The 24,325-nt window shown below is 68.1% G+C and carries 26 protein-coding genes and 1 riboswitch; of the genes, 13 read left to right on the top strand and 13 right to left on the bottom strand.

The features are described 5' to 3' along the window. Nucleotides 1-165: 165 nt before the first annotated feature. Complete coding sequence (gene rpsT, locus INR38_RS15520) at nucleotides 166-462, bottom strand: 30S ribosomal protein S20 (protein ID WP_034398277.1); 297 nt, start codon at nucleotides 460-462, stop codon at nucleotides 166-168. 177 nt (nucleotides 463-639) lie between these two features. On the opposite strand from rpsT, the gene murJ reads away from it, so the two are divergent. After that, complete coding sequence (gene murJ / locus INR38_RS15515) at nucleotides 640-2,205, top strand: murein biosynthesis integral membrane protein MurJ (RefSeq protein WP_099734375.1); 1,566 nt, start codon at nucleotides 640-642, stop codon at nucleotides 2,203-2,205. Between the two features lie 58 nt (nucleotides 2,206-2,263). After that, nucleotides 2,264-3,109 carry a tetratricopeptide repeat protein gene (locus INR38_RS15510; RefSeq protein ID WP_013803659.1) on the top strand — a complete coding sequence of 282 codons (846 nt, stop codon included), beginning with the start codon at nucleotides 2,264-2,266 and terminating at the stop codon, nucleotides 3,107-3,109. Nucleotides 3,110-3,138: 29 nt separating this feature from the next. Here INR38_RS15510 and INR38_RS15505 read toward each other — a convergent pair whose 3' ends face one another. Both INR38_RS15505 and purM read right to left on the bottom strand, forming a co-directional pair. Then, nucleotides 3,139-4,197 carry an AI-2E family transporter gene (locus INR38_RS15505; protein ID WP_012204107.1) on the bottom strand — a complete coding sequence of 353 codons (1,059 nt, stop codon included), beginning with the start codon at nucleotides 4,195-4,197 and terminating at the stop codon, nucleotides 3,139-3,141. A gap of 17 nt (nucleotides 4,198-4,214) precedes the next feature. Next, nucleotides 4,215-5,267: a phosphoribosylformylglycinamidine cyclo-ligase gene (purM, locus tag INR38_RS15500; RefSeq protein WP_013803658.1), complete on the bottom strand. Its 1,053-nt coding sequence runs from the start codon at nucleotides 5,265-5,267 to the stop codon at nucleotides 4,215-4,217. Between the two features lie 323 nt (nucleotides 5,268-5,590). Between purM and hda the strand changes: the two genes are divergently transcribed. From hda to folK, 4 genes are all read left to right on the top strand, one after another. Beyond that, the gene (hda, locus tag INR38_RS15495) at nucleotides 5,591-6,289 is read left to right on the top strand and encodes a DnaA regulatory inactivator Hda (protein WP_026062235.1); all 699 of its coding nucleotides are present in this window, start codon (nucleotides 5,591-5,593) and stop codon (nucleotides 6,287-6,289) included. Between the two features lie 88 nt (nucleotides 6,290-6,377). Then, a complete protein-coding gene (locus tag INR38_RS15490) occupies nucleotides 6,378-7,079 on the top strand; it encodes an HAD family hydrolase (RefSeq protein ID WP_043824060.1) in 702 nt (233 codons plus the stop codon). Next, entirely contained in the window at nucleotides 7,076-8,665 is a 1,590-nt protein-coding gene (gene pcnB / locus INR38_RS15485; protein ID WP_088166752.1) for a polynucleotide adenylyltransferase PcnB, read from the top strand. Before INR38_RS15490 ends, pcnB begins: the two co-directional genes overlap by 4 nt. After that, nucleotides 8,640-9,155 carry a 2-amino-4-hydroxy-6-hydroxymethyldihydropteridine diphosphokinase gene (gene folK, locus INR38_RS15480; protein WP_207442014.1) on the top strand — a complete coding sequence of 172 codons (516 nt, stop codon included), beginning with the start codon at nucleotides 8,640-8,642 and terminating at the stop codon, nucleotides 9,153-9,155. The genes pcnB and folK overlap by 26 nt, the downstream gene beginning before the upstream one ends. An 84-nt stretch (nucleotides 9,156-9,239) precedes the next feature. Here folK and INR38_RS15475 read toward each other — a convergent pair whose 3' ends face one another. Next, nucleotides 9,240-10,208, bottom strand: coding sequence for a tripartite tricarboxylate transporter substrate binding protein (locus INR38_RS15475; RefSeq protein ID WP_043781175.1), 969 nt, complete (start codon nucleotides 10,206-10,208; stop codon nucleotides 9,240-9,242). 91 nt (nucleotides 10,209-10,299) lie between these two features. Beyond that, entirely contained in the window at nucleotides 10,300-11,352 is a 1,053-nt protein-coding gene (locus tag INR38_RS15470) for a CDP-6-deoxy-delta-3,4-glucoseen reductase (protein WP_013803655.1), read from the bottom strand. Nucleotides 11,353-11,421: 69 nt separating this feature from the next. On the opposite strand from INR38_RS15470, the gene INR38_RS15465 reads away from it, so the two are divergent. Next, the gene (locus INR38_RS15465; protein ID WP_207442016.1) at nucleotides 11,422-12,441 is read left to right on the top strand and encodes an SDR family oxidoreductase; all 1,020 of its coding nucleotides are present in this window, start codon (nucleotides 11,422-11,424) and stop codon (nucleotides 12,439-12,441) included. A 1-nt stretch (nucleotide 12,442) separates the two neighbouring features. Here INR38_RS15465 and INR38_RS15460 read toward each other — a convergent pair whose 3' ends face one another. Continuing rightward, on the bottom strand, nucleotides 12,443-13,114 hold the full coding sequence (locus tag INR38_RS15460) for a DUF4124 domain-containing protein (protein ID WP_013803653.1): 672 nt from the start codon (nucleotides 13,112-13,114) through the stop codon (nucleotides 12,443-12,445). A gap of 97 nt (nucleotides 13,115-13,211) precedes the next feature. Further along, nucleotides 13,212-13,865 (bottom strand): hypothetical protein, encoded by a 654-nt coding sequence (locus INR38_RS15455; RefSeq protein ID WP_013803652.1) that lies wholly within the window; start codon nucleotides 13,863-13,865, stop codon nucleotides 13,212-13,214. A 278-nt stretch (nucleotides 13,866-14,143) separates the two neighbouring features. Next, nucleotides 14,144-14,312, top strand: a riboswitch (FMN riboswitch). A gap of 109 nt (nucleotides 14,313-14,421) precedes the next feature. On the opposite strand from INR38_RS15455, the gene INR38_RS15450 reads away from it, so the two are divergent. Both INR38_RS15450 and INR38_RS15445 read left to right on the top strand, forming a co-directional pair. Further along, nucleotides 14,422-14,964: a 6,7-dimethyl-8-ribityllumazine synthase gene (locus INR38_RS15450; protein WP_012204119.1), complete on the top strand. Its 543-nt coding sequence runs from the start codon at nucleotides 14,422-14,424 to the stop codon at nucleotides 14,962-14,964. Nucleotides 14,965-15,139: 175 nt separating this feature from the next. Continuing rightward, entirely contained in the window at nucleotides 15,140-16,270 is a 1,131-nt protein-coding gene (locus tag INR38_RS15445) for a branched-chain amino acid ABC transporter substrate-binding protein (RefSeq protein WP_013803650.1), read from the top strand. A 68-nt stretch (nucleotides 16,271-16,338) separates the two neighbouring features. On the opposite strand, the gene INR38_RS15440 is transcribed toward INR38_RS15445, so the two are convergent. Then, complete coding sequence (locus INR38_RS15440; RefSeq protein WP_063326895.1) at nucleotides 16,339-17,274, bottom strand: LysR family transcriptional regulator; 936 nt, start codon at nucleotides 17,272-17,274, stop codon at nucleotides 16,339-16,341. A 123-nt stretch (nucleotides 17,275-17,397) separates the two neighbouring features. Between INR38_RS15440 and INR38_RS15435 the strand changes: the two genes are divergently transcribed. From INR38_RS15435 to INR38_RS15425, 3 genes are all read left to right on the top strand, one after another. Then, entirely contained in the window at nucleotides 17,398-18,051 is a 654-nt protein-coding gene (locus tag INR38_RS15435; RefSeq protein ID WP_012204122.1) for an NAD(P)-dependent oxidoreductase, read from the top strand. A gap of 79 nt (nucleotides 18,052-18,130) precedes the next feature. Further along, a complete protein-coding gene (locus INR38_RS15430) occupies nucleotides 18,131-18,520 on the top strand; it encodes a VOC family protein (protein WP_207442018.1) in 390 nt (129 codons plus the stop codon). 100 nt (nucleotides 18,521-18,620) lie between these two features. Further along, nucleotides 18,621-19,844 carry a sugar transporter gene (locus INR38_RS15425; RefSeq protein ID WP_012204124.1) on the top strand — a complete coding sequence of 408 codons (1,224 nt, stop codon included), beginning with the start codon at nucleotides 18,621-18,623 and terminating at the stop codon, nucleotides 19,842-19,844. A gap of 6 nt (nucleotides 19,845-19,850) precedes the next feature. Here INR38_RS15425 and INR38_RS15420 read toward each other — a convergent pair whose 3' ends face one another. Beyond that, on the bottom strand, nucleotides 19,851-21,086 hold the full coding sequence (locus tag INR38_RS15420) for a cyanate transporter (RefSeq protein WP_207442020.1): 1,236 nt from the start codon (nucleotides 21,084-21,086) through the stop codon (nucleotides 19,851-19,853). A 4-nt stretch (nucleotides 21,087-21,090) separates the two neighbouring features. Further along, nucleotides 21,091-21,552 carry a nucleoside deaminase gene (locus tag INR38_RS15415; protein ID WP_207442022.1) on the bottom strand — a complete coding sequence of 154 codons (462 nt, stop codon included), beginning with the start codon at nucleotides 21,550-21,552 and terminating at the stop codon, nucleotides 21,091-21,093. Between the two features lie 117 nt (nucleotides 21,553-21,669). Between INR38_RS15415 and INR38_RS15410 the strand changes: the two genes are divergently transcribed. Continuing rightward, nucleotides 21,670-22,536 carry a LysR substrate-binding domain-containing protein gene (locus INR38_RS15410; protein ID WP_207442023.1) on the top strand — a complete coding sequence of 289 codons (867 nt, stop codon included), beginning with the start codon at nucleotides 21,670-21,672 and terminating at the stop codon, nucleotides 22,534-22,536. Here INR38_RS15410 and INR38_RS15405 read toward each other — a convergent pair. The 3 genes from INR38_RS15405 to INR38_RS15395 form a co-directional block, all read right to left on the bottom strand. Beyond that, nucleotides 22,533-22,862 (bottom strand): type II toxin-antitoxin system YafQ family toxin, encoded by a 330-nt coding sequence (locus INR38_RS15405; protein WP_199960598.1) that lies wholly within the window; start codon nucleotides 22,860-22,862, stop codon nucleotides 22,533-22,535. The genes INR38_RS15410 and INR38_RS15405 overlap by 4 nt on opposite strands. Continuing rightward, nucleotides 22,834-23,103, bottom strand: coding sequence for a type II toxin-antitoxin system RelB/DinJ family antitoxin (locus tag INR38_RS15400; RefSeq protein WP_099735190.1), 270 nt, complete (start codon nucleotides 23,101-23,103; stop codon nucleotides 22,834-22,836). Before INR38_RS15400 ends, INR38_RS15405 begins: the two co-directional genes overlap by 29 nt. A 160-nt stretch (nucleotides 23,104-23,263) precedes the next feature. Then, on the bottom strand, nucleotides 23,264-24,238 hold the full coding sequence (locus tag INR38_RS15395; RefSeq protein ID WP_012204128.1) for a tripartite tricarboxylate transporter substrate binding protein BugE: 975 nt from the start codon (nucleotides 24,236-24,238) through the stop codon (nucleotides 23,264-23,266). Nucleotides 24,239-24,325: the final 87 nt, after the last annotated feature.

The following is a 24,325-nucleotide window of genomic DNA, read 5'->3' as shown; positions in this document are numbered from 1 at the left end:
TTCGCCTGTGCTCCGGAGGGTGGGGATTTTTTGGTGAATCCTGCGGATGCAGGGGCATCGTTCAGGCACAAAAAAACCGCCCGAAGGCGGTTTTTTCGTTCGCTGACAGCGCACCCGTTACAAACGGCAGATGGCCGGAGCCATCCGTGCGGTTGCCTAATTGGATTAGGCGGCGGCCAGGGCCTTGACCTTGGCGGACAGGCGGCTCTTGTCGCGAGCGGCCTTGTTCTTGTGGAAGATGCCCTTGTCGGCGATCGTGTCCAGAACGGATTGGGCTGCGGCAAACAGTTCGGTTGCCTTGGCCTTGTCGCCAGTCAGAACGGCCTTTTCGACCTTCTTGACGGCGGTGCGGTACTTGGAGCGCAGCGAGGTGTTGGCTGCGTTGAGCTTGGTGTCCTGGCGGACGCGCTTGCGGCCGGAGGCGAGACGGGGGTTCTTCTTTGCGGGCTTGGATGCCATGATATGTATTCCTAGTGTCTGAGGATGTTGTCGGCGAAGCGCGGGATTATAGCACGCAGCCCGGACGGGGCCTTGAGGGCCCAGGCCGCACGGGCCGGCCTGTTGCAACGGAGTGCAAGAGCGGCCAGGCCCGCCTGGAGCGCCGGCCGGCGGGGCATGCCAGCGCATACACTCCCCACGGTGTCACTGTTCAAAGCCGCCTCCACCGTTTCCCTGCTGACGCTGGCCTCCCGTATCACCGGGCTGGTGCGCGATCTGCTCATGGCCTCCATGTTCGGAGCCAATGCGCTGACCGATGCGTTCAATGTCGCCTTCAGGATTCCCAATCTCTTTCGGCGGCTGTTCGCCGAGGGGGCCTTCAGCCAGGCCTTCGTGCCGGTGCTGGCCGCCAGCAAGGCCAAGGAGGGAGAAGAGGCCACGCGCACGCTGATCTCGCACGTGGCCACGCTGCTGTTCTGGGTGCTGCTGGTGACCTGCGTGCTGGGCGTGGTGGGCGCGCCGCTGCTGGTCTGGCTGCTGGCCAGCGGCCTGCGCCAGTCGCCCGAGGGCTATGACGCCGCCGTGCTGATGACACGCTGGATGTTCCCCTACATCGGCTTCATGTCGCTGGTGGCGCTGTCTGCCGGCGTGCTCAATACCTGGCGGCGCTTTGCCGTCTCGGCCGCCACGCCGGTGCTGCTGAACCTGGCCATGATCGCCGCCGCCTTCTGGGGCGCGCCCTGGCTGCAGGCGCGTGGCATCGAGCCCATCTATGCCATGGCCGGTGGCGTGATGCTGGGCGGCGTGCTGCAGCTGGCGGTGCAACTGCCTGCGCTGGCGCGCCTGGGCCTGCTGCCGCGCATCGGCTTTTCGCCAGCTGCGCTGCGCGAAGCCTGGGCCGAGGCCGGCGTGCGCCGCATCCTCAAGCTGATGGCGCCGGCCCTGCTGGGCGTGGGCGTGGCACAGGTCTCGCTGATGATCAACACGCAGATCGCCTCCTATCTGCAACCGGGCAGCGTGACGTGGCTGTTCTATGCCGACCGGCTCATGGAGTTTCCGACGGCGCTGCTGGGCGTGGCGCTGGGCGTGGTGCTCACCCCCCAGCTGGCCGCTGCCAAGGCGGCCGACGACTCGGAGCGCTACTCGGCCATGCTGGACTGGGGGCTGCGCCTGGTGGTGCTGCTGTCCGTGCCGTGCGCCGTGGGCCTGCTCACTTTTGCCGAGCCGCTGGTGGCCACGCTGTTCCACCGCGGTGCGCTGCAGGACAGCGACGTGGGCCAGATCGCCCTGGCGCTGGTCGGCTACGGCGCAGGCCTGGTGGGCCTGGTGGCCATCAAGGTGCTGGCGCCGGGCTACTACGCCAGCCAGGACATCCGCACGCCCGTCAAGATCGCCATCGTGGTGCTGGTCATCACCCAGCTGCTCAACCTGGTCCTGGTGCCCTTCATGGCGCATACCGGCCTGGCGCTGTCCATCGGCCTGGCGGCCCTGGTCAATGCGGGCTGGCTGCTGTGGGGTCTGCTGCGCCGGGGCGTCTACCGTCCCAAGCCGGGCTGGGGCCGGCTGGGCTTGCAGGTGGTCGCGGCCAGCAGCCTGCTGGCCGTGCTGCTGACCTGGGGCAGCCAGCATTTCGACTGGATCGCGCTGCGCGCCAACGGCTGGCAGCGTGTGGGCCTGCTCGCCGCGCTGATGGCCGCCTCGGTGCTGCTGTACTTCGGTGCGCTGTGGGCGGCGGGGCTCAAGCTGCGCGCACTTCTGCGGCGCTGAGAGGCATCGCCCAAACCCGCATAATTGCAGGCTTGGGCGCTGCAATATACAAAGCATCATGAGCTGGAGTTACGAAGACACGCCAACGGCCCTGCAATACTTTGCAGCGCTGGTGCAAAGCGATGACCACCTGCCGTTGATGGAGGCGGCAATCAGCATCGCCCAGGATGCCGTGCCCGATCTCGACCTGCAGGCGGCCAGCGCCGAGCTGGACCGGCTGCAGGTGCGCCTGCTCCAGCGCCTGGCCGGCGAAACCGATTCGCTGCAGCGCCTGCGCGTGCTCAACCAGTTCTTCTATGGCGAGCTGGGCTTTGGCGGCAATCTCAACGATTACTACGACCCGTCCAACAGCTACATCCACCACGTGCTGCAGACGCGGCGCGGCATTCCCATCAGTGTGGCGCTGATCTGGCTGGAGCTGGCTGCGGCCATCGATCTGCCGGCACAGGGCGTGAGCTTTCCCGGGCATTTCCTGGTCAAGCTGCGTCTGCCCCAGGGGCAGGTGGTGATGGACCCGCTGAGCGGTGAATCCTTCTCGGCCAACAGCCTGGCCGAGCGGCTGGAGCCCTTCTGGCAGAACGCCGGCCTGTCCGCCGAGGAGGCGGCTCCGCTGGGCATGTACCTGCAGGGTGCATCGCCGCGCGACATTCTGGAGCGCATGCTGCGCAATCTGCAGGAGATCCACCATGCGCGGCGCGACTGGCCGCTGCTGGTGGCCGTGCTCAACCGGCTGGCCGTGCTGCGGCCCGACATGCCGGAGATCTTCCGGGACCGGGGGCTGGCCTATGCGCAATGGGGAGTGACCGAGCGTGCGCTCGAAGACCTGGAGCGCTTCCTGCATTCCCAGCAGGGCGCGCAGGCCGTGGCCGTGCGCGAGGTGATCCGGCGGCTCAGGGGGCTGTAGCGGCGGCAACCCCAGTGTCGGAGCGCTGCTCAGACCAGCCGGACGGCTTCCAGCTCTTTCTTGAGATAGGCGTAGAACAGTGGCGCCGCCACCAGGCCTGCGGGGCCGAACACCGACTCGGCCACGAACATCACGGCCAGCAGCTCCCACACGCCCATGTGCGTGCGCTGGCCCACCACCTTGGCGTTGATCACGTACTCGGCCTTGTGGATCAGGATCAGAAAGCCCAGGCAGGCCGCGGCGGCCACCGGGGAGACCGACAACCCCACGATGGTGATCACCGCATTGCACAGCAGGTTGCCCACGATGGGCACCAGGCCCGCGATGAAGGTCAGCGTGATCAGGGCTGGCGTGTAGGGCAGGGTCAGGTTCCAGTGCGGCAGCACGCCCAGCAGGAAGATGGCCGTCAGGAAGGTGTTGAAGGCCGCAATCCAGAACTGCGCCGCCACGATCTGGCGGAAGGCCAGCCCCATGAGCCGGATGCGTTCGCGCAGCGCAGCCACCAGGGGCGGGCGGCGCGTGGTGATGGGGCGCACGGCGGCCAGCGCGCCGATGATCAGGCCCACATAGGCGTACAGCAGGCCGGTAAGCCAGGCGCGGCCCGCATGGGCCAGGGCGCCGGCCTTGGCCGCCAGGTAGCTGGCCAGCAGGTGCTGGATTTCCTGCGCGCCGTCCGGCAACTGGTCGGCCATGTCGGCGGGCAGCTTGTCACGCAGCTCCAGCACCGTGTGGGCCAGATAGTCGAGCAGCTCGCGGTACTGCTGCGGCGCGTCGGTGATGTAGGTGCGTGTATGCGAGAGCGCGCCGCTCAGCAGGGCCAGCGGCGCAAGAATGACGATGGTGGCTGCCACCAATTGGGTCCAGCGCGGCAGCGAGCCGCGCCGGGCCTTGGGCTGGGCCCGTGCCAGCAGCCCGGCAAGGGCGCGCGTGACCAGAAAGCCCACGCAGACACAGAGCATGCCCGGCAACAGGCCCTGCCACATGATCAGCAGCAGGGCGCCTGCCATCAGCACATAGCTGGAAAGCGTCACGCCGCGCGTGGGCGCGGGCTGCGGGGAGATGATGGGCGAGGGCAGGTGCTGGGTCATGCGCTGCGGGCCCGTGGTCAGCGGACCTCGACAGGCTCGCCCTCGCCGCGTGCGGCGATGCGTCCGATGGTGTAGACCGTCTCGCCCAGCTGCTTGAGCGTGGCGGCCGTGGCTTGGGCAGCTTCGGCGGGCACGACAACGACCATGCCGATGCCGTTGTTGAAGGTGCGGTTCATTTCCACGGCGTCGATGCCCGCCGTCTTCTGCAGCCAGGCGAACAGCTCGGTCTGGGGCCAGCTGCCGGCATCCAGGTGGGCGGCCAGGCCTTCGGGCAGCACGCGGGGGATGTTCTCCAGCAGGCCGCCGCCGGTGATGTGGGCCAGCGCCTTGATGGGGTGCTGCTCCAGTGCGGCCAGCACGTTCTTCACGTACAGGCGCGTGGGTTCCATGATGGCCTGCTTGAACGGCTTGCCGTCCAGCGATTCGGGCAGGCTGCCCTGGGCTTCGGCGCGCTCGATGCACTTGCGCACGAGGGAGAAGCCATTGGAGTGCACGCCGGCCGAGGCCAGACCCAGCACCACGTCGCCTGCGGCCACGCTCTGGCCCGTGAGGATCTTGGATTTTTCGACGGCGCCGACGGCAAAGCCCGCCAGGTCGTATTCACCGGCCGGGTACATGCCGGGCATTTCGGCGGTTTCGCCGCCGATCAGTGCGCAGCCCGACAGCTCGCAGCCGCGTGCAATGCCGCCGACCACGGCAGCGGCCGTGTCCACGTCCAGCTTGCCGCAGGCGAAATAGTCGAGGAAGAACAGGGGCTCGGCGCCCTGGACCAGCACGTCGTTGACGCTCATGGCCACCAGGTCGATGCCCACGGTGTCGTGCATGTTCCACTCGAAGGCCAGCTTGAGCTTGGTGCCCACGCCATCGGTGCCCGAGACCAGCACGGGTTCCTTGTAGCGCTTGGGCACCTCGAACAGCGCGCCGAAGCCTCCGATGCCGGCCATCACGCCTTCGCGCATGGTCTTCTTGGCCAGCGGCTTGATGCGCTCGACCAGCGCATCGCCAGCGACGATGTCGACGCCGGCGTCTTTGTAGGAAATCGGGGTAGAGGAGGGGGCAGAAGAGCTCATGGATGGGTACGGTGCGGTAGGCCCGATGCCGGGCTGGAACCCCGGGATTCTACGGCGCCGGCCGCCGGCAGGCGCGCGCGCCAGTGGGCTTCGAGGGGGCTTTCGTTGCACATGCGGGCCGGCTGCCGCCGTGCCGGGCGCCGCGCAGACTAAAATCCCTCGTCCGCCCGGGAGCTCCCGGGCGTTGTCCGCCTTGCCGCAGCGCTGCGCCGAGGCGGGCCTGTCTTTGCTCTCAACCCAATGCCGTTGCCGATTCCTCTGCCTGCTTTTGCCGCATGGACCCGCCTGGACACAGGAAAGGGGGCGCTGCGCGTATGTCGCAGATGAAGCAGCTGGCTCTGGATATCAGCATGGCGTCGAGTCCGACGCTGTCGCGCTTTTTCGTCGGTCCCAATGCCGCAGTGATCGATCATCTGCGCCACTGGGTGGGCGACGGCCGCATGCAGACCGCCCGCACGCCGGTGCCCACCTATCTCTGGGGCGAGTCGGGCTCGGGCAAGACCCACCTGCTCAAGGCCGTGCGCGAGGCGCTGCGCGAGCAGGGCGCCATGGTGGGCTGGATGGATGCATCCACCCTGTTCCCGCCGCCGTTCGACGAGCGCTGGGCGGCGGTGCTGATGGACGACGTGGACATCTACACTCCGCTGCAGCAGGCGCGGGCCTTCAACTGGTTCGTGAATGCGACGAGCCCGGCCACGGGCTCGCCGCGCTGGGTGCTGGGTGCCGGCCCCCTGCCGCCGGCCGACCTCAAGCTGCGCGAGGATCTGCGCACGCGGCTGGGCTGGGGCCATGTGTTCCAGCTGCAACTGCTCGATGAAACCGCGCGCCGCGCGGTGCTGCGCCAGGAGGCCGATGCCCGTGGCGTTTTTCTGGGCGACGATGTGATGGACTACATGCTCAAGCGCTTCTCACGCGACCTGGGCAGCCTGATGCAGCTGCTCGACATGCTCGACGGCTTTGCGCTTCGCAACAAGCGCGCCATCACCATCCCGTTGCTCAAGACGATGCTGGAAACCGAATGAGCCCACATTCTCGTGTGGGCAGGGACTGCGGGAGCCGGCGGAGCCTGCGTTGCAAGGGCAGCGCGGGACCCATTTTTTTAGGATATGCATGACCTCTGATCAGAAGCAACTCCGGCCCCGGCTGGCGTTGTTCGACCTGGACCATACGCTGCTGCCGCTCGATTCGGACTACGAGTGGGGCGAGTTCACGACGCGCATCGGCTGGACCGATCCGGCCGAGTTCGGCCGCCGCAACGCCGAGTTCTTCGCGCACTACCAGGCCGGCACGCTCGACGTGCACGACTATGTGCGCTTTGCCACCGAGGCATTCTGCGGCCGTGGCGCGCAACAGGCCGGCGAGGCGCATGAGCGCTTCATGCGCGAGGTGATCACCCCCGCGATCCGTCCCCAGGCGCTGGAGCTGCTGCGCACGCACCAGCAGGCGGGCGACCAGATCATCATCGTCACGGCCACCAACGAGTTCGTGACGCGCCCCATTGCCGCCGCACTGGGCGTGCAGGAGCTGATTGCCGTGGAACTGGAGCGCGACGCCCAGGGCTGGTTCACGGGCGAGATCCGTGGAACGCCCAGCATGCGCGACGGCAAGGTCCGGCGCATGCAACAGTGGCTGGATGCGCGTGGCCTGGACTGGGGCGGCGTGGAGAGCTTCTTCTACAGCGACTCCTGGAACGACGTGCCCCTGCTCGAACGCGTGGACCATCCCGTGGCCACCAACCCCGACGCACGGCTGCGCGCCCTGGCCCAGGAACGTGGCTGGCGCATTCTGGACCTGTTTGGCGAAGCACCATGATCAAGAACATCATCGACAAGCTGCTGGGCAAGACCTCGGCTGCCCCCCGCGCCCGCAAGTCCCCCTTCGGCAAGCGCCAGGAAGTGCCCGTGCAGGTGCACGGCATCGACCCCAACCTGGTGGACCGGCGTGCCATCGACGTGGTCGAGACGCTGCAGGACGCCGGCTACGAGGCCTACATCGTCGGCGGCGCCGTGCGCGATCTGCTGCTGGGCCTGCGCCCCAAGGACTTCGACGTGGCCACCAATGCCACGCCCGAGCAGGTCAAGGGCCTGTTCCGCCGCGCCTTCATCATCGGCAAGCGCTTTCGCATCGTGCACGTGGTCTATGGCCGCGGGCGCGAGAACGAGGTCATCGAAGTCTCCACCTTCCGCGCCTTCCTGGACAACAGCGCGGCCGAGGCCGTGAGCGGCAACGAGCGCACCAGCAAGGCCCAGCTCGCCGGCATGCACCATGCGGTGGACGCCAGCGGCCGCGTGCTGCGCGACAACGTCTGGGGCCCGCAGGACCAGGACGCCACGCGCCGCGACTTCACCATCAACGCCATGTACTACGACCCGCGCACGCAGATCGTGGTGGACTATCACAAGGGCATCGACGACGCCAAGAAGCGCATGCTGCGCATGATCGGCGACCCGGCCACGCGCTACCGCGAAGACCCGGTGCGCATCATCCGCGCCGTGCGCTTCGCGGCCAAGCTGGCGGGCAAGGGCTTCAAGATCGAGCCCAAGACCGCCAAGCCCCTGGTGGAGTGCGAGCCCTTGCTGGCCGATGTGCCGCAAAGCCGCCTGTTCGATGAAATGCTCAAGCTGCTGCAGACCGGCCACGCGCTGGCCTCGGTGGAGCAGTTGCGCGGCCTGGGCCTGGCACGCGGCATCTACTCGCTGCTGGATGTGGTGGTCGAGCGCGCGGAGCAGCCCTTTGTGCGCGCCGCGCTGACCGATACCGACCGCCGTGTCGAGGAAGGCAAGCCCGTGGCGCCCAGCTTCCTGCTGGCCTGCGTGCTGTGGCATGACGTCAAGACCGGCTGGGAGCGCCGCCTGAACCAGCGCCAGCACCCCTTCCCCGCGCTGCAGGAATCCATCGACGAAGTGTTCGACCAGCGCATCGGCGATGTCTCGGGCCGCGGCAAGCTGGCCGCCGACATGCGCGAGATCTGGGTCATGCAGCCGCGCTTCGACAAGCGCACCGGCGCCACGCCGTTCAGCCTGGTGGCCCAGCCACGCTTTCGCGCGGGCTTCGATTTCATGCGCCTGCGCGCCGACATCGGCGAGGTCGATGAAAGCCTGGCCAGCTGGTGGCAGGAATTCCAGAACGCCGACGACGCGCGCCGCGACGACCTGATCGCCCAGGCCCGCGACGAGCAGCGCGCCCGCCAGCGCAGCGCCGAGCCCAAGGTGCACCGCGTGGCCAAGGCCCGCCCCGCGCGCGAGGACGCCGGCGCTGGCGAAGCGCAGCAGGCCGACGCACCTGCCGCCGCCTTGCCCCAGGTGGAGGGTGAGGAAGGTGCAGCGCCCAAGAAGCGCCGCCGCCGTCGCCGCAAGCCCCAGGGCGGTGGTGATGGCGCCGTGGGCGGGGATGACTGAGTCGGGGCACTGGGTCGCCATTGGCCTGGGCGCCAATCTGGGCGACCGGGGCCAGGCGCTGGCCCAGGCGCTGCAGGCCATTGGCGGCCTGCCGGGCACGCGCCTTGTGGCCGTGTCCTCCCTCTACAGCACGGCACCCGTCGATTCCAGCGGCCCGGACTACCTGAACGCCGTGGCCGCCGTGCACACCACGCTGCAGCCGCTGGCGCTGCTCGATGCGCTGCAGGCCATCGAACTGGCGGCCGGCCGTGAGCGTCCCTACCGCAACGCGCCGCGCACGCTGGACCTGGACATCGAACTGTGGGACGACGAGCGCATCGCGCTGCCGCGCCTGAGCGTGCCGCACCCGCGCATGCACGAGCGCGCCTTCGTGCTCGTGCCGCTGGCCGAGATCGCGCCTGAGCGCGTCACGCCCGCGCAACTGCAGGCCGTGGCGGGGCAGGGCATCCGCCTGGCGCACAAGCCTGGCTGGCATCTCCGACAAGCCTGAGTCCCGACAGTGACCTGAATGAAAAAGCCGCAGCGCCCTGAGGGCGGCTGCGGCTTTTTGCCAGGCGGGACGCGGTGGATCGGCTCAGTCCACCTTCGCTCCGGAGGCCTTGACGATGGGCTGGTACTTGGCGCGCTCGGCGGCCATGAACCTGTCGAATTCGGCAGGCGTGGAGGACACGGGCTCGGCCATCAGGGTCTCGAAGCGGGTCTTGGTCTCGGGCGCGGCCAGTGCATCGCCAAAGGCCTTACTCAGCTTGTCCAGCACGGGCTTGGGCGTGCCGGCCGGGGCCACCAGGCCCCACCAGGTGTCGATGGAAAAGCCGGGGAAGGTCTTGGACAGTGCGGGCACGCCGGGCAGCAGCGTGGTGGGGTTCAGCGTGGTCACGGCCAGCGCCTTGAGCTTGCCCGAACGGATGTTGGGTGCAGCGGCGGCCAGGTTGTCGATGTTGAAGTCCACCTCGCCCGACAGCAGGGCCAGCTGGGCCGGGTTGGCTCCGCGATAGGGCACGTGAAGCGCGAAGATGCCGGCCTTTTGCTTGAGCATTTCGCCGGCCAGGTGGCCCGCGCTGCCGTTGCCGCCGCTGCCGTAGTTGAGCTTGCCGGGGTTGGCCTTGGCGTAGGCGATCAGGTCGGCCACGCTGTGGATCTTGAGCTGCTCGGCTCGGGCCGCGTTCATCACCAGCACATTGGGTACGCGCACCATCTGGGTGATGCCAGCGAAGTCCTTGCCCGCGTCATAGGGCATCTTGGCGTACAGCCAGGGATTGACGGCATGGGTGGCCGTGGCGGCCAGGCCGATGGTCATGCCGTCCGGCGTGGCGCGGGCAATGGCGTCGGCGCCGATGTTGCCGCCGGCGCCGGCCTTGTTGTCGATGATCACCACTCCCAGGGAGTCACGCACCCGCTCGGCCAGCGCGCGCGAGGTGATGTCCAGCGGACCGCCGGGCGCATAGGGCACGATCAGGCGGATGGGCTCTTGCGCCAGGGCAAGCGGGGAGGCCAGGGCAGCAGCGGCCGCCATGACCGAAAGAAGGCTGTTTCTACGGTTCATAGGGGCGCTATTGTGCAAAAAAATTGCGACACCTGGCTGCGCGCAGGTATGCAGAGCAGTTTTTCTGCGTATTGATTGATCTGTCCTGGCTTCAGGCTGCCTTGTCGGCTTCCGTGGTGAATGCGTCGGCGTAGAACTCTTCGTCGGGCAGTCCACGCTGGTGCACATAGGCCTGGTGCGCGGAATCGACCACGATGGGCGCGCCGCAGGCATAGACCTGGTGGCCCGAGAGGTCGGCAAAATCGTCCAGCACGGCCTGGTGCACGAAGCCCGTGCGGCCGGTCCAGGCGTCTTCGGGCAGGGCATCCGAGACCACGGGCACGTAGCACAGCTGCGGCATGGCTTCGGCCTGTTCGCGCACCCAGGCGTCCATGTAGAGGTCTTCGGGGCGGCGGCCGCCCCAATACAGGGTGACGGAGCGGTGGATGTCCTTGTGGCGGATGTGCTCCAGCAGCGCCTTGATGGGCGCGAAGCCCGTGCCCGAGGCCAGCAGGATGACGGGCTTGTCGCTGTCCTCGCGCAGGAAGAAGCTGCCGAACGGTCCTTCCACGCGCAGGATTTCCTTTTCCTTCATGGCGCCGAACACATGGTCGGTGAACTTGCCGCCCGGCATGTGGCGGATGTGCAGCTCCAGCCCCGGTGCCGTGTCCTGCAAGTGGGGGGCCGTGGCCATGGAGTAGGCGCGGCGGGCGCCGTCGCGCAGGATGAACTCCACGTACTGGCCTGCGTGGTAGCGGAACTTGTCTGCGGCGGGCAGTTGCAGGCGCACCTGCATCACGTCGTGCGACTTCTTCTCCAGCGTGGCCACGCGCACGGGCATTTTCTTGATGGGGAAGGCGCTGGCATCGGTGACCTGGCGGGACTCCAGCACCACCGAGGTGGCCGGCCTGGCGCAGCAGGTGAGCACATAGCCGTCGGCCTCTTCCTGGGCGGTCAGCGCCTTGTCGGCATGCGGGCCATGGGTGACATCGCCACTGAGCTTCTTGCACTTGCAGGAACCGCAGGCACCGTCCTTGCAGCCATAGGGCAGGCCCACGCCGGAGCGGATGGCGGCGGCCAGGATGGTCTCGCTGCCCTGCGTGGCGAAGGCGCGGCCGCTGGGCTGTACGGTGATTTCGTGGGAAGCGTTGGCTATCTCGGTCATGTTCTCGGTATCCTCGGGGGCGCTGGCGGGCGCGTGGAGCGCGCCGGCGATCTTCTTTCCCGGACGGACATGCCGCTGCCGCGACCGGCGGCGCGCGGGTGGCCGCCCTCGCAACAGGCCAGGATTTTGCCCTCAAACCAAAACCCATTGGGCGCGCTGCCGGCGCGCTTTCGACGCGAACGCGTGCTCATCGTCGGCTGCGGCGACGTGGGGCTGCGCGTGGCTGGTGCATTGGCGGGCGCGCCCGGCGCGCGCTCCGGCGTCGCACGACGGGGCCCGCGCGTGCTGGCCCTGACGCGTGGCGCCGAGCGCCTGCAGGATCTGCGCGGGCGCGGCATCACGCCGCTGCTGGGCGATCTGGACGCACCTGCCACGCTGCGCCGTCTGGCCGGCCTGGCCACGCGCGTCGTCCACCTGGCGCCGCCACCCAATCCGCCCGCTGGCGAAGAGGGCTGGTGGCTGGACCCGCGCACCACGGCCCTGCTGCGCGTGCTGCGCCGTCGCGGCCGGCCGGCGAGCCTGGTCTATGGCTCGACCTCGGGCGTCTATGGCAACTGCGAGGGCGCCTGGATCGACGAAAGCCGCCCGCCCGCACCGGCCACGGCGCGTGCCCAGCGCCGCGTGAACGCCGAGCGTGCCGTGCGCTTTGCCGGGCGCGGCGGGCTGCGCGCCAGCATTTTGCGCATCCCGGGCATCTATGCGCCGGACCGGGAAAACGGTACGCCGTGCGGGCGGCTGCTGCGCGGCACGCCCCTGCTGTGTGCCGCAGAGGATGTCTACACCAACCACATCCATGCCGATGATCTGGCCCGCGCCTGCGTGCGGGCGCTGTGGCGCGGTCGGCCGCAGCGCATCTACCACGCCAGCGACGATACGCAGCTGCGCATGGGGGACTATTTCGACTTTGCGGCCGATCTCTACGGCCTGCCGCGCCCCGCACGCATCACGCGCGAGCAGGCACAGCGCGAGCTGCCGGCCAGCCTTCTGAGCTTCATGGGGGAGTCACGCCGCCTGCGCAACCAGCGCCTGAAGGCCGAGCTGGGCCTGCGCCTGCGCTACCCGACCGTGGAGCAGGGCCTGCGCGCGTGAATCAGCGCGGATGGATGCCGCCGTTGGTGTCGTAGCAGCGGAACACGTTGCAGTGCGAGATGGGTGCCGAAGGCGGCAGCGGCTGCGGCGGCACGGGGCGCCCGACGATCCACGGCCGGTTGATGGCATTGGGCTGCAATGCGCGCGATTGCTGCAGCTGCTCATAGGCCTTGGGGCCCAGGCAGGCCATTTCCATTTGCTGCTGGGCGGCCTGGCTGCGCGGGCCCCAGGTGGCGGGATCGGGATTGGACTCGGCCAGGATGGTGTCCAGACGGCGGCGCGCCTGCTGGCAGGCAGGTGAGTCGCCGCTGTCGCGCTGCGCCGAGTTCTCGCGCTCGCGCCGGCTGCGCGCCTCGCGCTCCTGCTGCTGGGCGCGTGCGCGGCGCTCGGCCTCCTCGCGCGTCAGTTGCTGGTTCTTGCGCTCTATGGCGGCGGCGGACTGCGCGCGCTCGCGTTCCAGCTCTTCGGGGCTGGGGGCTTCCTGCACCTGCACGCGGTTTTCGCCGTCCTTGCAACTGCTGTTGGTGTAGGTGACGCGGCCGGTCTTGGCGTCCGTGCAGCGGATGACCTGGGCCGAGGCCGGGCCTGCGGTGAGTGCCACCACCAGCGTTGCAAGCATCGGTACAAGCGCCGCCAGCGCCCGGCGCTGGCAAAGGTCTTGGGTGCGGTGCATGGCGGTTTCCTTTCCCATCACAAACGGCACAGGGATGTGGTGCATTGCCGATTATGGTGCGCAGCGCAGGGGGCTGGATATGCCGCTGGTCAGCCGTTCAACGCCAGTGGCGCGGATCCTGCGTGGGGTAGGGGTTGCCGCCGCCCTGGCTTTCGCGCTGCATGCGCTCGATGGCGCGTTGCTGCTGCTCGCGGTCACGCTGCTGCTGTTCCCGGTCGCGTTGCTGGCGTTCACGATCGCGTTGCTGCTGGCCCTGGTCGCGCTCGCGGTCCCGCTGCTGGCGCTCGGCTTCGCGGCGCTGCTGCTCCTGCATGCGTTCGCGCAACTGGCGGTCGCGGTCCTGTGCCTGGCGGTCACGGTCCCGGTCGCGCTCGCGCATTTCACGCTCGCGCTCCTGGCGGTCGCGCCAGGCGTCGCGGTTGCGCTCCTGCTGAATGCGCTCGCGCTCGTACTGCAGGCGATCGCGCTCGCGCTGCAGGCGCTGGCGCTCGTACCAGCCGTTGTCGGGATAGGCGGGCTGCGTGGGATAGGAGGGGTAGATGACGCCGCCGCCAGAGGGGTAGCTGGGGTAGGTCGGATAGCTGGGATAGCTGGGGTAGCCGGAGCCCATGTCCGAGTAGCCATCGGGCGGCACGGCGCAGGCGGTGACCAGAGCGGCGAGGCCAAGGCCGGCCAGCAGGCGCAGCGTGCGCAGGGGGCGCAGGTCACGCTGCTGGTGTGACTGCGCGGTGGGGGCGTTGGAACGGGGCATGGTATGGGGTCCGGGCAAAGGCGTGTTTCCTGTCTGGATCTCTTCCTATGACGTTTGACAGGCCGTATTGGTTGACCTGAGTCGTCCTTGCAAGGCAACAAGGGCGACAGCGGAGCTTCTATTTTGATAGCAATTCGCCCATATTCTGTAGGTGTTGCCAGATGAATTGCGCAGGCGTGGTGCGCAAGGGCGCCTGCCGCCCCGATCGCGGCAATGGCTTGCGGGCGCGGCTAGAATGGCCTCTGTCTTTGGCGGTGCGCAGTCCGTGCGCCGCAAAGCAGCGTTCTCAGGGCGGGGCGAAATTCCCCACCGGCGGTATCTGGATCTGTCTTTCGGCATGTGTCCAGGAGCCCGCGAGCGCCCGGCAAGCCGCAAGGCCGGCCGGGGTCAGCAGATCTGGTGAGATGCCAGAGCCGACGGTCACAGTCCGGATGAAAGAGATCGCGCAGCACCTGCATGGCAGGCGCCATGCTCATGGTTTTCCCATGGGCTGCGCCGCGCCATGCGGCGCCATGGCGCGCGCCCTGATTCATTTGTCTCATCTTGAAAGAGCACCATGAATCAGACTCCTGTCTCCTTGAATTTCTCCGCACACGGCACGGCCTCGGGCACGCCGTGGAGGGCCGTCGCGGGCCGCAGCCGCGTGGCCGTCATCTGCGCGAGCTGGCATACCGATGTCGTGCACCAGGCGCGCGACTCCATGGCGGCCGAGCTGCAGGCCCAGGGCGTGGCCGCGCAGAACATCAGCCACTTCAATGTGCCCGGCGCCTTCGAGATCCCGCTGCTGGCCAAGAAGCTGGCCGACACTGGCCGCTTCGACGCCATCATCGCCTGCGCTCTGGTGGTCAATGGCGGCATCTACCGCCATGAGTTCGTGTCCTCGGCCGTGATCGACGGGCTGATGCGCGTGCAGCTCGACACCGAGGTGCCGGTGTTCTCCGCCGTGCTCACGCCGCGCGACTTCCACGAGCACGGCGACCATGTGGAGTTCTTCCGCGCCCACTTCGTGAAGAAGGGCGTGGAGGTGGCCCATGCCTGCCTGGCGGCCCTGGACCAGCTGGCCCAGGTGCAGGCGCTGGGCCAGGCCCGCGCGGCCTGAGTTGCAAGCGTCGCCTGCGTCGCCGGTTGCGGCGCGCCACCCAGCACAGCTTTGGGTGGGGACGGATGCTCGTAAACACTGAGTTGGTGCCGAGTGTCGCGGCCCCGTCACGCGGCATTGCCAAGCCGCGATGACGGGAATAACGTGACGGCCTGTTTCAACTGAGGAGTGCGCGATGAAGATGTCCCGGAAGTTGTGTATTGCGGCCGTCGTGGCCGGCATGGGTGGCGTGGCCATGGCCCAGGAGCAGGTGATCCGCATCGGCCACATCGGCCCGGTGTCCGGTCCCCAGGCCAATTTCGGCAAGGACAACGAAAACGGCGTGCGCATGGCCATCGACGAGCTCAATGCCAAGGGCATGGAGATCGCCGGCAAGAAGGTCAAGTTCCAGCTGGTGGCCGAGGACGATGTGGCCGATCCCAAGCAGGGCACGGCCGCCTCGCAGAAGCTGTGCGACGACAAGGTCGCCGGCGCCGTGGCCTTCCTCAACTCGGGCGTGGCCATTCCCTCGTCCAAGGTCTTCCAGGACTGCGGCATTCCCATGATCACGGGCGCGGCCACCAACCCCGACCTGACCAAGCCCGGCTGGAACACCACCTACCGCGTGATCGCCAATGACAACGCGCTGGGCGCGGCACTGGCCAAGTACGCGGCGCAGACGCTCAAGCTCAAGACCGTGGCCATCATCGATGACCGCACGGCCTATGGCCAGGGCCTGGCCAATGTGTTCAAGAAGGATGCGGAAAAGCTGGGCGTGAAGGTCGTGGCCTCGGAGTTCACGAACGACAAGGCCACGGACTTCATGGCCATCCTGACCTCGATCAAGGCCAAGAAGCCCGACGGCATCTTCTACGGCGGCATGTACGGCCAGGCCGGCCCCATGCTGCGCCAGATGGCCCAGCTGGGCCTGAACGATGCCAAGTACTTCGGCGGCGACGGCCTGTGCGTGCCCGAGCTGGCCAAGGTGGCGGCCGGTGCCAAGCCGCTGGACAACGTGATCTGCGCCGATGGCGGCGCCTCGCTGGCCAAGATGCCCGGCGGCACGGAATGGAAAAAGCGCTACGACGCCAAGTACCCCGGCCAGTTCCAGGTCTACAGCCCGTACTTCTACGACGCCACCATGATGCTGGCCGACGCCATGAAGCGCGCCAACTCCTGGGACCCCAAGGTCTACATCCCCTTCCTGCAAAAAGCCGACTACTCGGGCGTGACCTCGAAGATCGCCTTCGAGAAGAACGGCGAGATGAAGAACCCCTCGTACACGCTGAGCGTGTTCAAGAACGGCCAGAAGACAGCCCTCGACTGAGCGAGCGTCCTTCCTTCGTTTTCATGCCCGCCCCGTGCGGGCTTTTTTTCGTGCGCTGTCCATGATCCTCAGGCCGGGGCCGGCGCATCGACCACGCCCGGCAACCGGGCCAGATAGGCCTGCAAGGCAGCGATGGCCTGGCGCACCTTGGCGGGCTGGGCCTGGCGCTGCGGGGTGACGGCCCAGATGTCCAGGCCGCCGAAGTCCCAGTCGGGCAGCAGGCGCACCAGGCGGCCTTCGGCCACCGTGTCGGCCACGTCCATGCTGCCCAGCAGGGCCAGGCCAAGGCCCGCCTCGCACATCTGCTGGATGGACAGCTGGTTGTTGCTGGCCACATGCGGCAGCACCTGCAGGCTGTAGGTCTCGCCCGTGTCAGGGTGGCGCGCCTCGGCACGCAGGGCCTGGCCCTGGCCCTCGCGCGCCAGGCCCAGCCAGCGCATGCTGGCCAGCGGTGCCGGGTGGCGCCAGGCCGCGCCGCCACCCTGGGCCTGTATCCATGCGGGCGAGGCGCACAGCCAATTGCGCATGGCGCCCAGGCGCCGGGCGGCCCAGCCGGAATCGGCCAGCCGGCCGAAGCGCAAGGCCAGGTCGATGCGGCTTTGTATGAGGTCGATGGGCGCGTCGTCCACATCCAGGTGCAGGCGCAGTGCGGGGTGCCGAGCCAGCCAGTGGCCCAGGGCCGGCGCGATGTGGCGGGCAAAGCCCACGGTGGCTGACAGGCGCAGCTCGCCGCCGGGCTCGTCGCGCGCGGCCGCCAGCTCGGCCCGCGCCTGGCTGGCGGCCTGGGCCATGGCGGCGCACTGCTGGTAGTAGCGCTCGCCGGTGTCGGTCAGCGCGATCTGCCGGGTGGAGCGGTGCAGCAGGGTGACGCCGCCATCGCGTTCGAGCTGGCGCACCTGCTGGCTCACGGCCGAGGGGCTCATGCCCAGGGCACGCGCGGCGGCGCTCATGGAGCCGTGCTGCACCACGGCGGCGAAAACGGCCATGCGTTTGTAGTCATCCATGGGCTGTATTGTGAAGCTGCACTTCAAGGTCTTGGTAAAAATTGCCGTCTACCGCATGCATTGTGAACGGCGTAATCTCAATGCCATCGTGAACAGGCGCCCTGGCGCCATAAAGGACCGAAGATGAAAGTGGCATTGATTGGCGCAACCGGCTTTGTGGGTTCGGCGGTATTGAAGGAGCTGCTGCAGCGCGGCCATGAGGTCGTGGCCCTGGTGCGCGACCCCGCCAAGCTGGCGGCCCAGCCGCGGCTGCAGGCCGTGCAGGCCGATGTACTGGACGCCGCCGCCGTGCAGCGCGCCGTGGCGGGCGCGGACGCCGTGGTCAGCGCCTACAACGCGGGCTGGGGCAATCCCGACATCTATGAGGATTTCATGCGCGGCTCGCGCGCCATCGTGGCGGGCACCAAGGCGGCCGGCATCAAGCGCTACCTGGTGGTCGGCGGCGCAGGCAGCCTCTACATCGCACCCGGCAAGCAACTGGTGGACACGCCCGAGTTCCCGGCCGCCATCAAGCCTGGCGCCTCGGCTGCCCGCGATGCCCTCAACGATCTGCAAAAGGAGCAGGGCCTGGACTGGACGATGCTGAGCCCGCCCATTGCCCTGCACCTGGGCGACCATGGCGAACGCACAGGCCAATACCGCACGGGCAAGGATGAGCCGCTGATGCAGGCCGATGGCCAGCCCGGCACGATTTCGGCAGCGGACCTGGCCGTGGCCCTGGTCGACGCGCTGGACAAGGGCCTGCACCTGCGCCAGCGTTTCACCGTCGCTTACTGAACACCTGCGCCAGTCCACTGGTGCCGCAGCGGTCTCCATGGCATGCTGGTGTCCGTCATGAACAGGCAGGAGCACAGCCATGATCGACCACACGGGAATCCTCGTATCGGACTTCGAGCGCAGCAAGGATTTCTATGCACGCGTCCTGGCGCCGCTGGGCTATGAAATCCTCATGGAGCTTTCTGCCGAAGTCACGGGCCATACAGACACTGCGGGCTTCGGCGAGCCGCCCAAGCCCGATTTCTGGATCAGCGGGGGCACGCCCAACCAGCCGCCCATCCATGTGGCCTTCCGCGTGGACAACCGCCACATGGTCGATGACTTCCATGCGGCGGCCCTGGCGGCAGGCGGGCGCTGCAACGGCGAGCCCGGCCTGCGACCGCACTACCACGACGACTATTACGCGGCCTTCGTGCTCGACCCCGACGGCCACAACATCGAGGCCGTCTGCCACCTGCCTCCAGCCTGAGTCCCCCTGGCGGCACTGGGGCCTGCGCGGCAGCTGACATCAGGCGGTCGCATGGCGCAGCACAATATTGCGCTGCAACAAAAAAGGCCCCACGTTCCCCATGCCCCCTTCCGTCTCCGCTGCGGCCGGCTCCGTTTCCGCGTCATCCACACCCACGGCCGCCCAGGCCTGGCTCAGCGTGATTGCGCTGGCGCTGGGCGCCTTCGTCTTCAATACCACCGAGTTCGTGCCCGTGGGCCTGCTCAGCAGCATTGGCGCGAGCTTTGGCATGCCCACCGAGCAGGTCGGGCTGATGCTGACCATCTATGCCTGGATCGTGGCCCTGGCCTCGCTGCCCTTCATGCTGCTAACGCGCAATGTGGAGCGGCGCAAGCTGCTGATGGGCGTGTTCGCGCTGTTCGTGGCCAGCCATGTGCTGTCGGGCGTGGCCTGGAGCTTTGCCTCGCTCATGGTCAGCCGCATCGGCATTGCGCTGTCGCACGCGGTGTTCTGGTCCATCACCGCCTCGCTGGCCGTGCGCGTGGCGCCGCCCGGCAGGAAGGCCGTGGCGCTGAGCCTGCTGGCCACCGGCACCTCCATGGCCATGGTCCTGGGCATTCCGTTGGGCCGCATCGTGGGCGAATGGCTGGGCTGGCGCACGACGTTCCTGGCCGTGGGCGGGGTGGCCGCCATCGTCATGGTGGCCCTGGCCCGGCTGCTGCCGCGCCTGCCCAGCGAGAACGCGGGCAACCTGGCCAGCGTGCCCATGCTGCTGCGCCGCCCGGCGCTGCTGTCCATCTACATCCTGCTGGTGGTCGTGATCACCGGGCAGTTCACGGCCTACAGCTATATCGAGCCCTTCGTGCAGGACATCGCGGGCTTCGAGGGCAAGGTCACCACGGCCGTGCTGCTGCTGTACGGCGGCATGGGCATCGTGGGCAGCGTGATGTTCAGCTGGTGGGGCCTGCGCCATCCGCGCGGCTTTCTGCTGGCCGCCATTGGCGTGCTGTCGGCCAGCCTGCTGATGCTGGTGCCGGCCTCGGGCCATGAGGCATCGCTCTACGTGATGAGCTCGGTCTGGGGTGTCGCCATGATCTGCTTCGCCCTGGCCATGCAGTCCCAGGTGCTCAAGCTGGCGGCCGACGCCACCGATGTGGGCATGTCCATGTTCTCGGGCATCTTCAACATCGGCATTGGCGGCGGTGCGCTGCTGGGCAGCCAGGTCAGCATGCATGCGGGCATGCAGAACATCGGCTGGATCGGCGGCGGCCTGGTGGCGCTGGGCCTGGCCTGGTGCATCTGGGCCTTCGTGCGCTGGTCGGCCGGCTTCCAGGCCGCGCACTGAAGCGGGTCAGTCGCCGGGTGCCCGCATGGCCTGGGCGTAGCGCTGCGGTGCCAGGCGGGACACCAGCACGCAGACCACGAGCACGGCGGCCATCTGGGCCAGCCAGCCGGCGCCGAATCCGCCCGTGAACTGGTGCAGCCGGGCGATCACATAGGGCGCCAGCGCCGCAATCAGAAAGCCGCCGCCCTGCATCAGTGCGTTGAGCGCACCGGCCTGCGTGGGGTGGGGAAGATGGTCGAGCGCCACCACCATCATCAAGGCGAAGCACCCACCCAGGCCGATGCCGAGGATGACGATGTTGAGCAGCGGCGCTGCATCAGGCCACCAGGCCAGCGCGGCCAGGCCGATGATCTGGCACAGCAGCGTGAACCCCAGCCATGGCCGCCGGTCGGCATGGCGCGCAGCCAGCACGGGCAGTCCCAGCGCGGCGCTGGCCTGGGCCACCGACAGCAGGGCCACCAGGCCGCCGCTTTGCGCGGGGCTCCAGCCGTGCGTCTGGTAGAAGGGCGCAAGCCAGGCCACCATGGCCGCATAGCCGCCATTGATGAGGCCGAAGCAGGCCATCAGCAGCCAGGTGCGCGGGCGCTGGCGCAGCCAGCCGGTGTCTTGCGAGGCATGGGCGGCCATGGGCGCCGGACCCGGCAATGTGCTCAGCGCATGCCGCGCCAGGGCCAATGCCAGCAGGGCGGGTGCAGTCCAGAGCGCCAGTGCAAAGCGCCAGTCCAGCCCCCATTGCACGGCCAGCGGCGAAATCTGGGCACCGAGCGCCCCGCCGCCCATGAGCGCCGCCGAGTACAGCCCCATCATCTGGGCCATGCGTGCGGGCGACTGGCGCTTGATCAGGCCCGGCAGCACGCCTTGCACCAGGGCCACGCCAGCGCCGCACAGCGCTGCCGTGGCCAGCAGGGTGGCTGCACTGGAGCCCGCCACGCGCAGCGCGCAGCCCAGCGCAATCACCGCCAAGGACCCGACCACTGCGCGGCGCGGACCCAGGCGCCGCAGCGCGGCCGGGGCCAGCCAGGCGCCGATCCCCATCAACGCCATGGGCAGCAGCGTCAGCCAGGACAGCGTGGACAGATCCATGCCCGTGGCGGACTGGATCTGCGGGCCCAGCGGGCCGATGGCCGTGAGAAACGGGCGCAGGTTCAGCGTGACCAGGACCACGGTGGCCAGCCACAGCGCCGTTGGAATGGCGTGCGCTGCGGCGGGCGCCTCGGTGCGTGCAGGCGCAATGGACGACATGGCTTCAGGCCCAGGGGGCGTTGCCATACAGCTGGGCCGCCGTGATGCCCGTGTCCAGCCGCGTAAGGGGCAGCGGTGGCGGCTGCAGCGGCATGCGCAGCCGCTGGTAGGCGCCTTCGCTGGACAGGCCGTAAGGCTGGGCGTCCGCGTTGTCGAAGGCGAAGAAAACCTGCTCGGCCCGGGCCATCACCAGCGCCGCCAGGCACATGGGGCAGGGGTGGCCGCTGGCGTAGATGGTGCAGCCAGCCAGGCTGGGGTTGGCCTGGGCGCGCGTGCCGGCGCGCAGCGCCTGCATTTCGGCATGGGCACTGGGGTCATGGCTTTGCACGATCTCATTGACGCCCGTGGACAGGATCTGCCCCTCGCGCGCGAGCAGGGCGCCGAAGGGCCGGCCGCCCCGCAGGCGGTTGTCGTGCGCCAACTGCACGGCATGGCGCAGAAGGCGGATGTGTTCTTGTTCTTGCATGGGGGATGGCTGGCAATAGGGAGCTGAGGCCGCAGTCTAGGACGGAGGGCATCAATTGGAAAATTAAATGATCAAATGCCGGGCAGTGACAAAGCCACTGAAACCCGCCCACGCCCCATGCAACCCTCTTCCATAGACCCCACCCTGCTGCGCAGCTTCTGCGCCGTGGCCGAAACCGGCAGCTTCACGCGCGCGGCGCAGGGCGTGCACCTGACCCAGTCCACGGTCAGCCAGCAGATCCGCAGGCTGGAGGAGCAAATGGGCTGCACGCTGCTGGACCGCAGCGGGCGCCATGTGGAATGCACGCTGGAAGGAGAGCGCTTGCTGGCCTATGCGCAACGAATCCTGGCCCTCATGGACGAGGCCGTGGAGCAGTTGGCTGGCGCCACCGAAGCCGTGCTGCGCATCGGTGTTCCCGAGGACTTTGCCGGCAATGCCTTGATGCCCGCCTTGGGCGCGCTGGCGCGCAGCCAGCCGCAGTTGCGCCTGGAGCTGACCAGCGGGCTGTCGCAGGCGATATGGCAGCAACTGCAGGCCGGCGAGCTGGACCTGGCCATCGTCAAGCAGCGCAGCGGCAGCGCGCCCGGCATGGCGCGCTGGCCCGAACCGCTGGCCTGGATAGACAGTGCGCGGCATCCCTGCCACGGGATGGATCCCTTGCCTCTGGTGGTATTTCCGCAGGGCGGCCTGTACCGCAGCGAGATGACGCATGCGCTGGATGCCGCCGGCCGGCGCTGGCGCCTGGCCTATGTGAGCGCTAGCCTGGCGAGCCTGGAAGCCGCCGTGGAGCAGGGCCTGGGCATCAGCCTGCTGCCGCGCAGGCTGGTCGGTCCCGGCCACCGCCTGCTCGACGGCATGGCCGGCTTCGCCCCCGTGCCTGATGTGGAAGTGGCACTGCATGTGCGCGCCCAGTTGTCGGCGCCGGGCCGGCGTCTGGCCGAGCGCCTGTGCGAGGTGTGCGAGGCGTTGCTGGGTGTGTCTTAGTCGAACAGCTCGGCGTGCGTGCCGGCTCGCACGAAAACGATCGATTCGTTGGCGCCCTGGCCATCGAGCCGGTAGATCAGCAGGAAATCGCCCCCCACGTGGCACTCCCTGTGATCGGCCCAGTCGCCGGTGAGGGCATGGTCCAGCCACTGAGGCTCCAGGGGGGCGTCGTTGGCAATCAGCAGCAGCATGGCCTCCTTCAACCGCTTCATGTCATGGCGGCCGGAATGCGACAGCCGGACCCAGTCCTTGGCGAAAGCCTTGGTCCGGTCCGATGCGCGGGGAAGGACTGCGCGCTTACTGCTCGCTGCCTTTTTCGAGGTCATGGAGCAAATCGTCCGCGGTGGCAAAGCGTGCCTTGCGCATGGTGCGTGCCTCCTGCATGGCTGCGCGCGTCTCGGCGTTGGGTGCCCTGAGGTCGAAGGGCAATTGCTGGTCGGCCACCACGCGCATCAGGAAGACACGTACGGCATCCGACACCGTCAAGCCCATGCCGGCCAGGGTTTCGGCGGCCTGTGCCTTGATCTCTTCATCCACGCGCACGTGGATCATGGTGGTGGTTGCCATGGTGTGCTTTTGCAAAAAGGGGTGAGATACATTGTATCTCGCAGGGCAAAAGACAGGTAAGGAGGCAGGTTGCTGGGATGTCGCTTGGCGGCTCCCGCCTTCGAGCCCTCCAACAAAAATCCCCGCCGTGGCGGGGATGGTCAGCGGGTGACGCGCAGGCTCAATCCATCGTCAGGTTCTGCTTTTGCACCACGTCCTTGTAGACCGCCAGTTCGGCCTTGATCTCTTCAAAGAAATGCTCGGGCGTGTCGGCCACGATCAGCGAGCCGGTTTCCTCGATGCGCTTCTTGATGGCCGGGTCCTGCAGCACCTTGCGCGTGGCGGCGTTGACCTTGTCCACGATGTCGCGCGGCAGGTTCTTGGGGCCGACGATGCCGTAGTAGGCCATGCGGTTGACGGGGGCCAGGCCCACTTCCTTGAAGGTGGGAACATCGGGCAGCGCTGCCAGGCGCTGGGGCGCGGCCACTACGATGGGCACCAGGCGCTTTTCCTTGACGAAGCCCAGGGCCGAGGGCAGGTTGTCGAAGATCAGCGGAACCTGGCCGGCCACGGCGTCGTTCAGCGCGGGGCCGCTGCCACGGTAGGGCACGTGGGTGATGTCGGTGCCCGTGGACAGCTTGAACATCTCCATCATCAGATGGGTGATGCTGCCGTTGCCGGGCGAGGCGTAGGAGTACTTGCCGGGGTTCTTCTTCACCTCGGCCAGGAACTCCTGGTAGTTCTTGCCCGCGAACTTGGGGTTGGCCGCAATGATGTTGGGCGTGGCCGCGATGTTCACGATGGGCGTGAAGTCGGTCAGCACGTTGTACGGGATCTTGGGGTTGATCGCCGGGTTGGTGGCCGTGGTGGACACGGTGGCGATGCCCAGGCTGTAGCCATCGGGCTGGGAGCGCGCCGTCTCGGCCGCGCCGATGCTGCCGCCGCCGCCGCCCTTGTTCTCGACCACCACGGGCTGGCCCAGGGCACGGCCCAGCGGCTCGGCCACTATGCGCGCGATCAGGTCGGTGGTGCCGCCGGCCGCGAAGGGCACGAGCAGCTTGATGGGCTTGGTGGGGTAGCCCTGGGCATGGGCTGCGCCCGAAAGCGCGAGGGCGCCGAGGATGCCGGCGAGCGCGATGCGGGAGGTGTGAGTCATGGTGTTGTCTCCTTGAATGGATGTTGTGGACGTTTGTTGTGAGGCACCGACGGGTGGGAGGGCGTGATTCTTTAGGACATTCGTATG

It is taken from the genome of Delftia sp. SD018 (genome assembly GCF_017355445.1).
Classification (GTDB): Bacteria; Pseudomonadota; Gammaproteobacteria; order Burkholderiales; family Burkholderiaceae_C; genus Comamonas; species Comamonas acidovorans.
The sequence above is the reverse complement of the archived record's forward strand: the minus strand, read 5'-3'. Positions and strand labels throughout refer to the sequence as shown.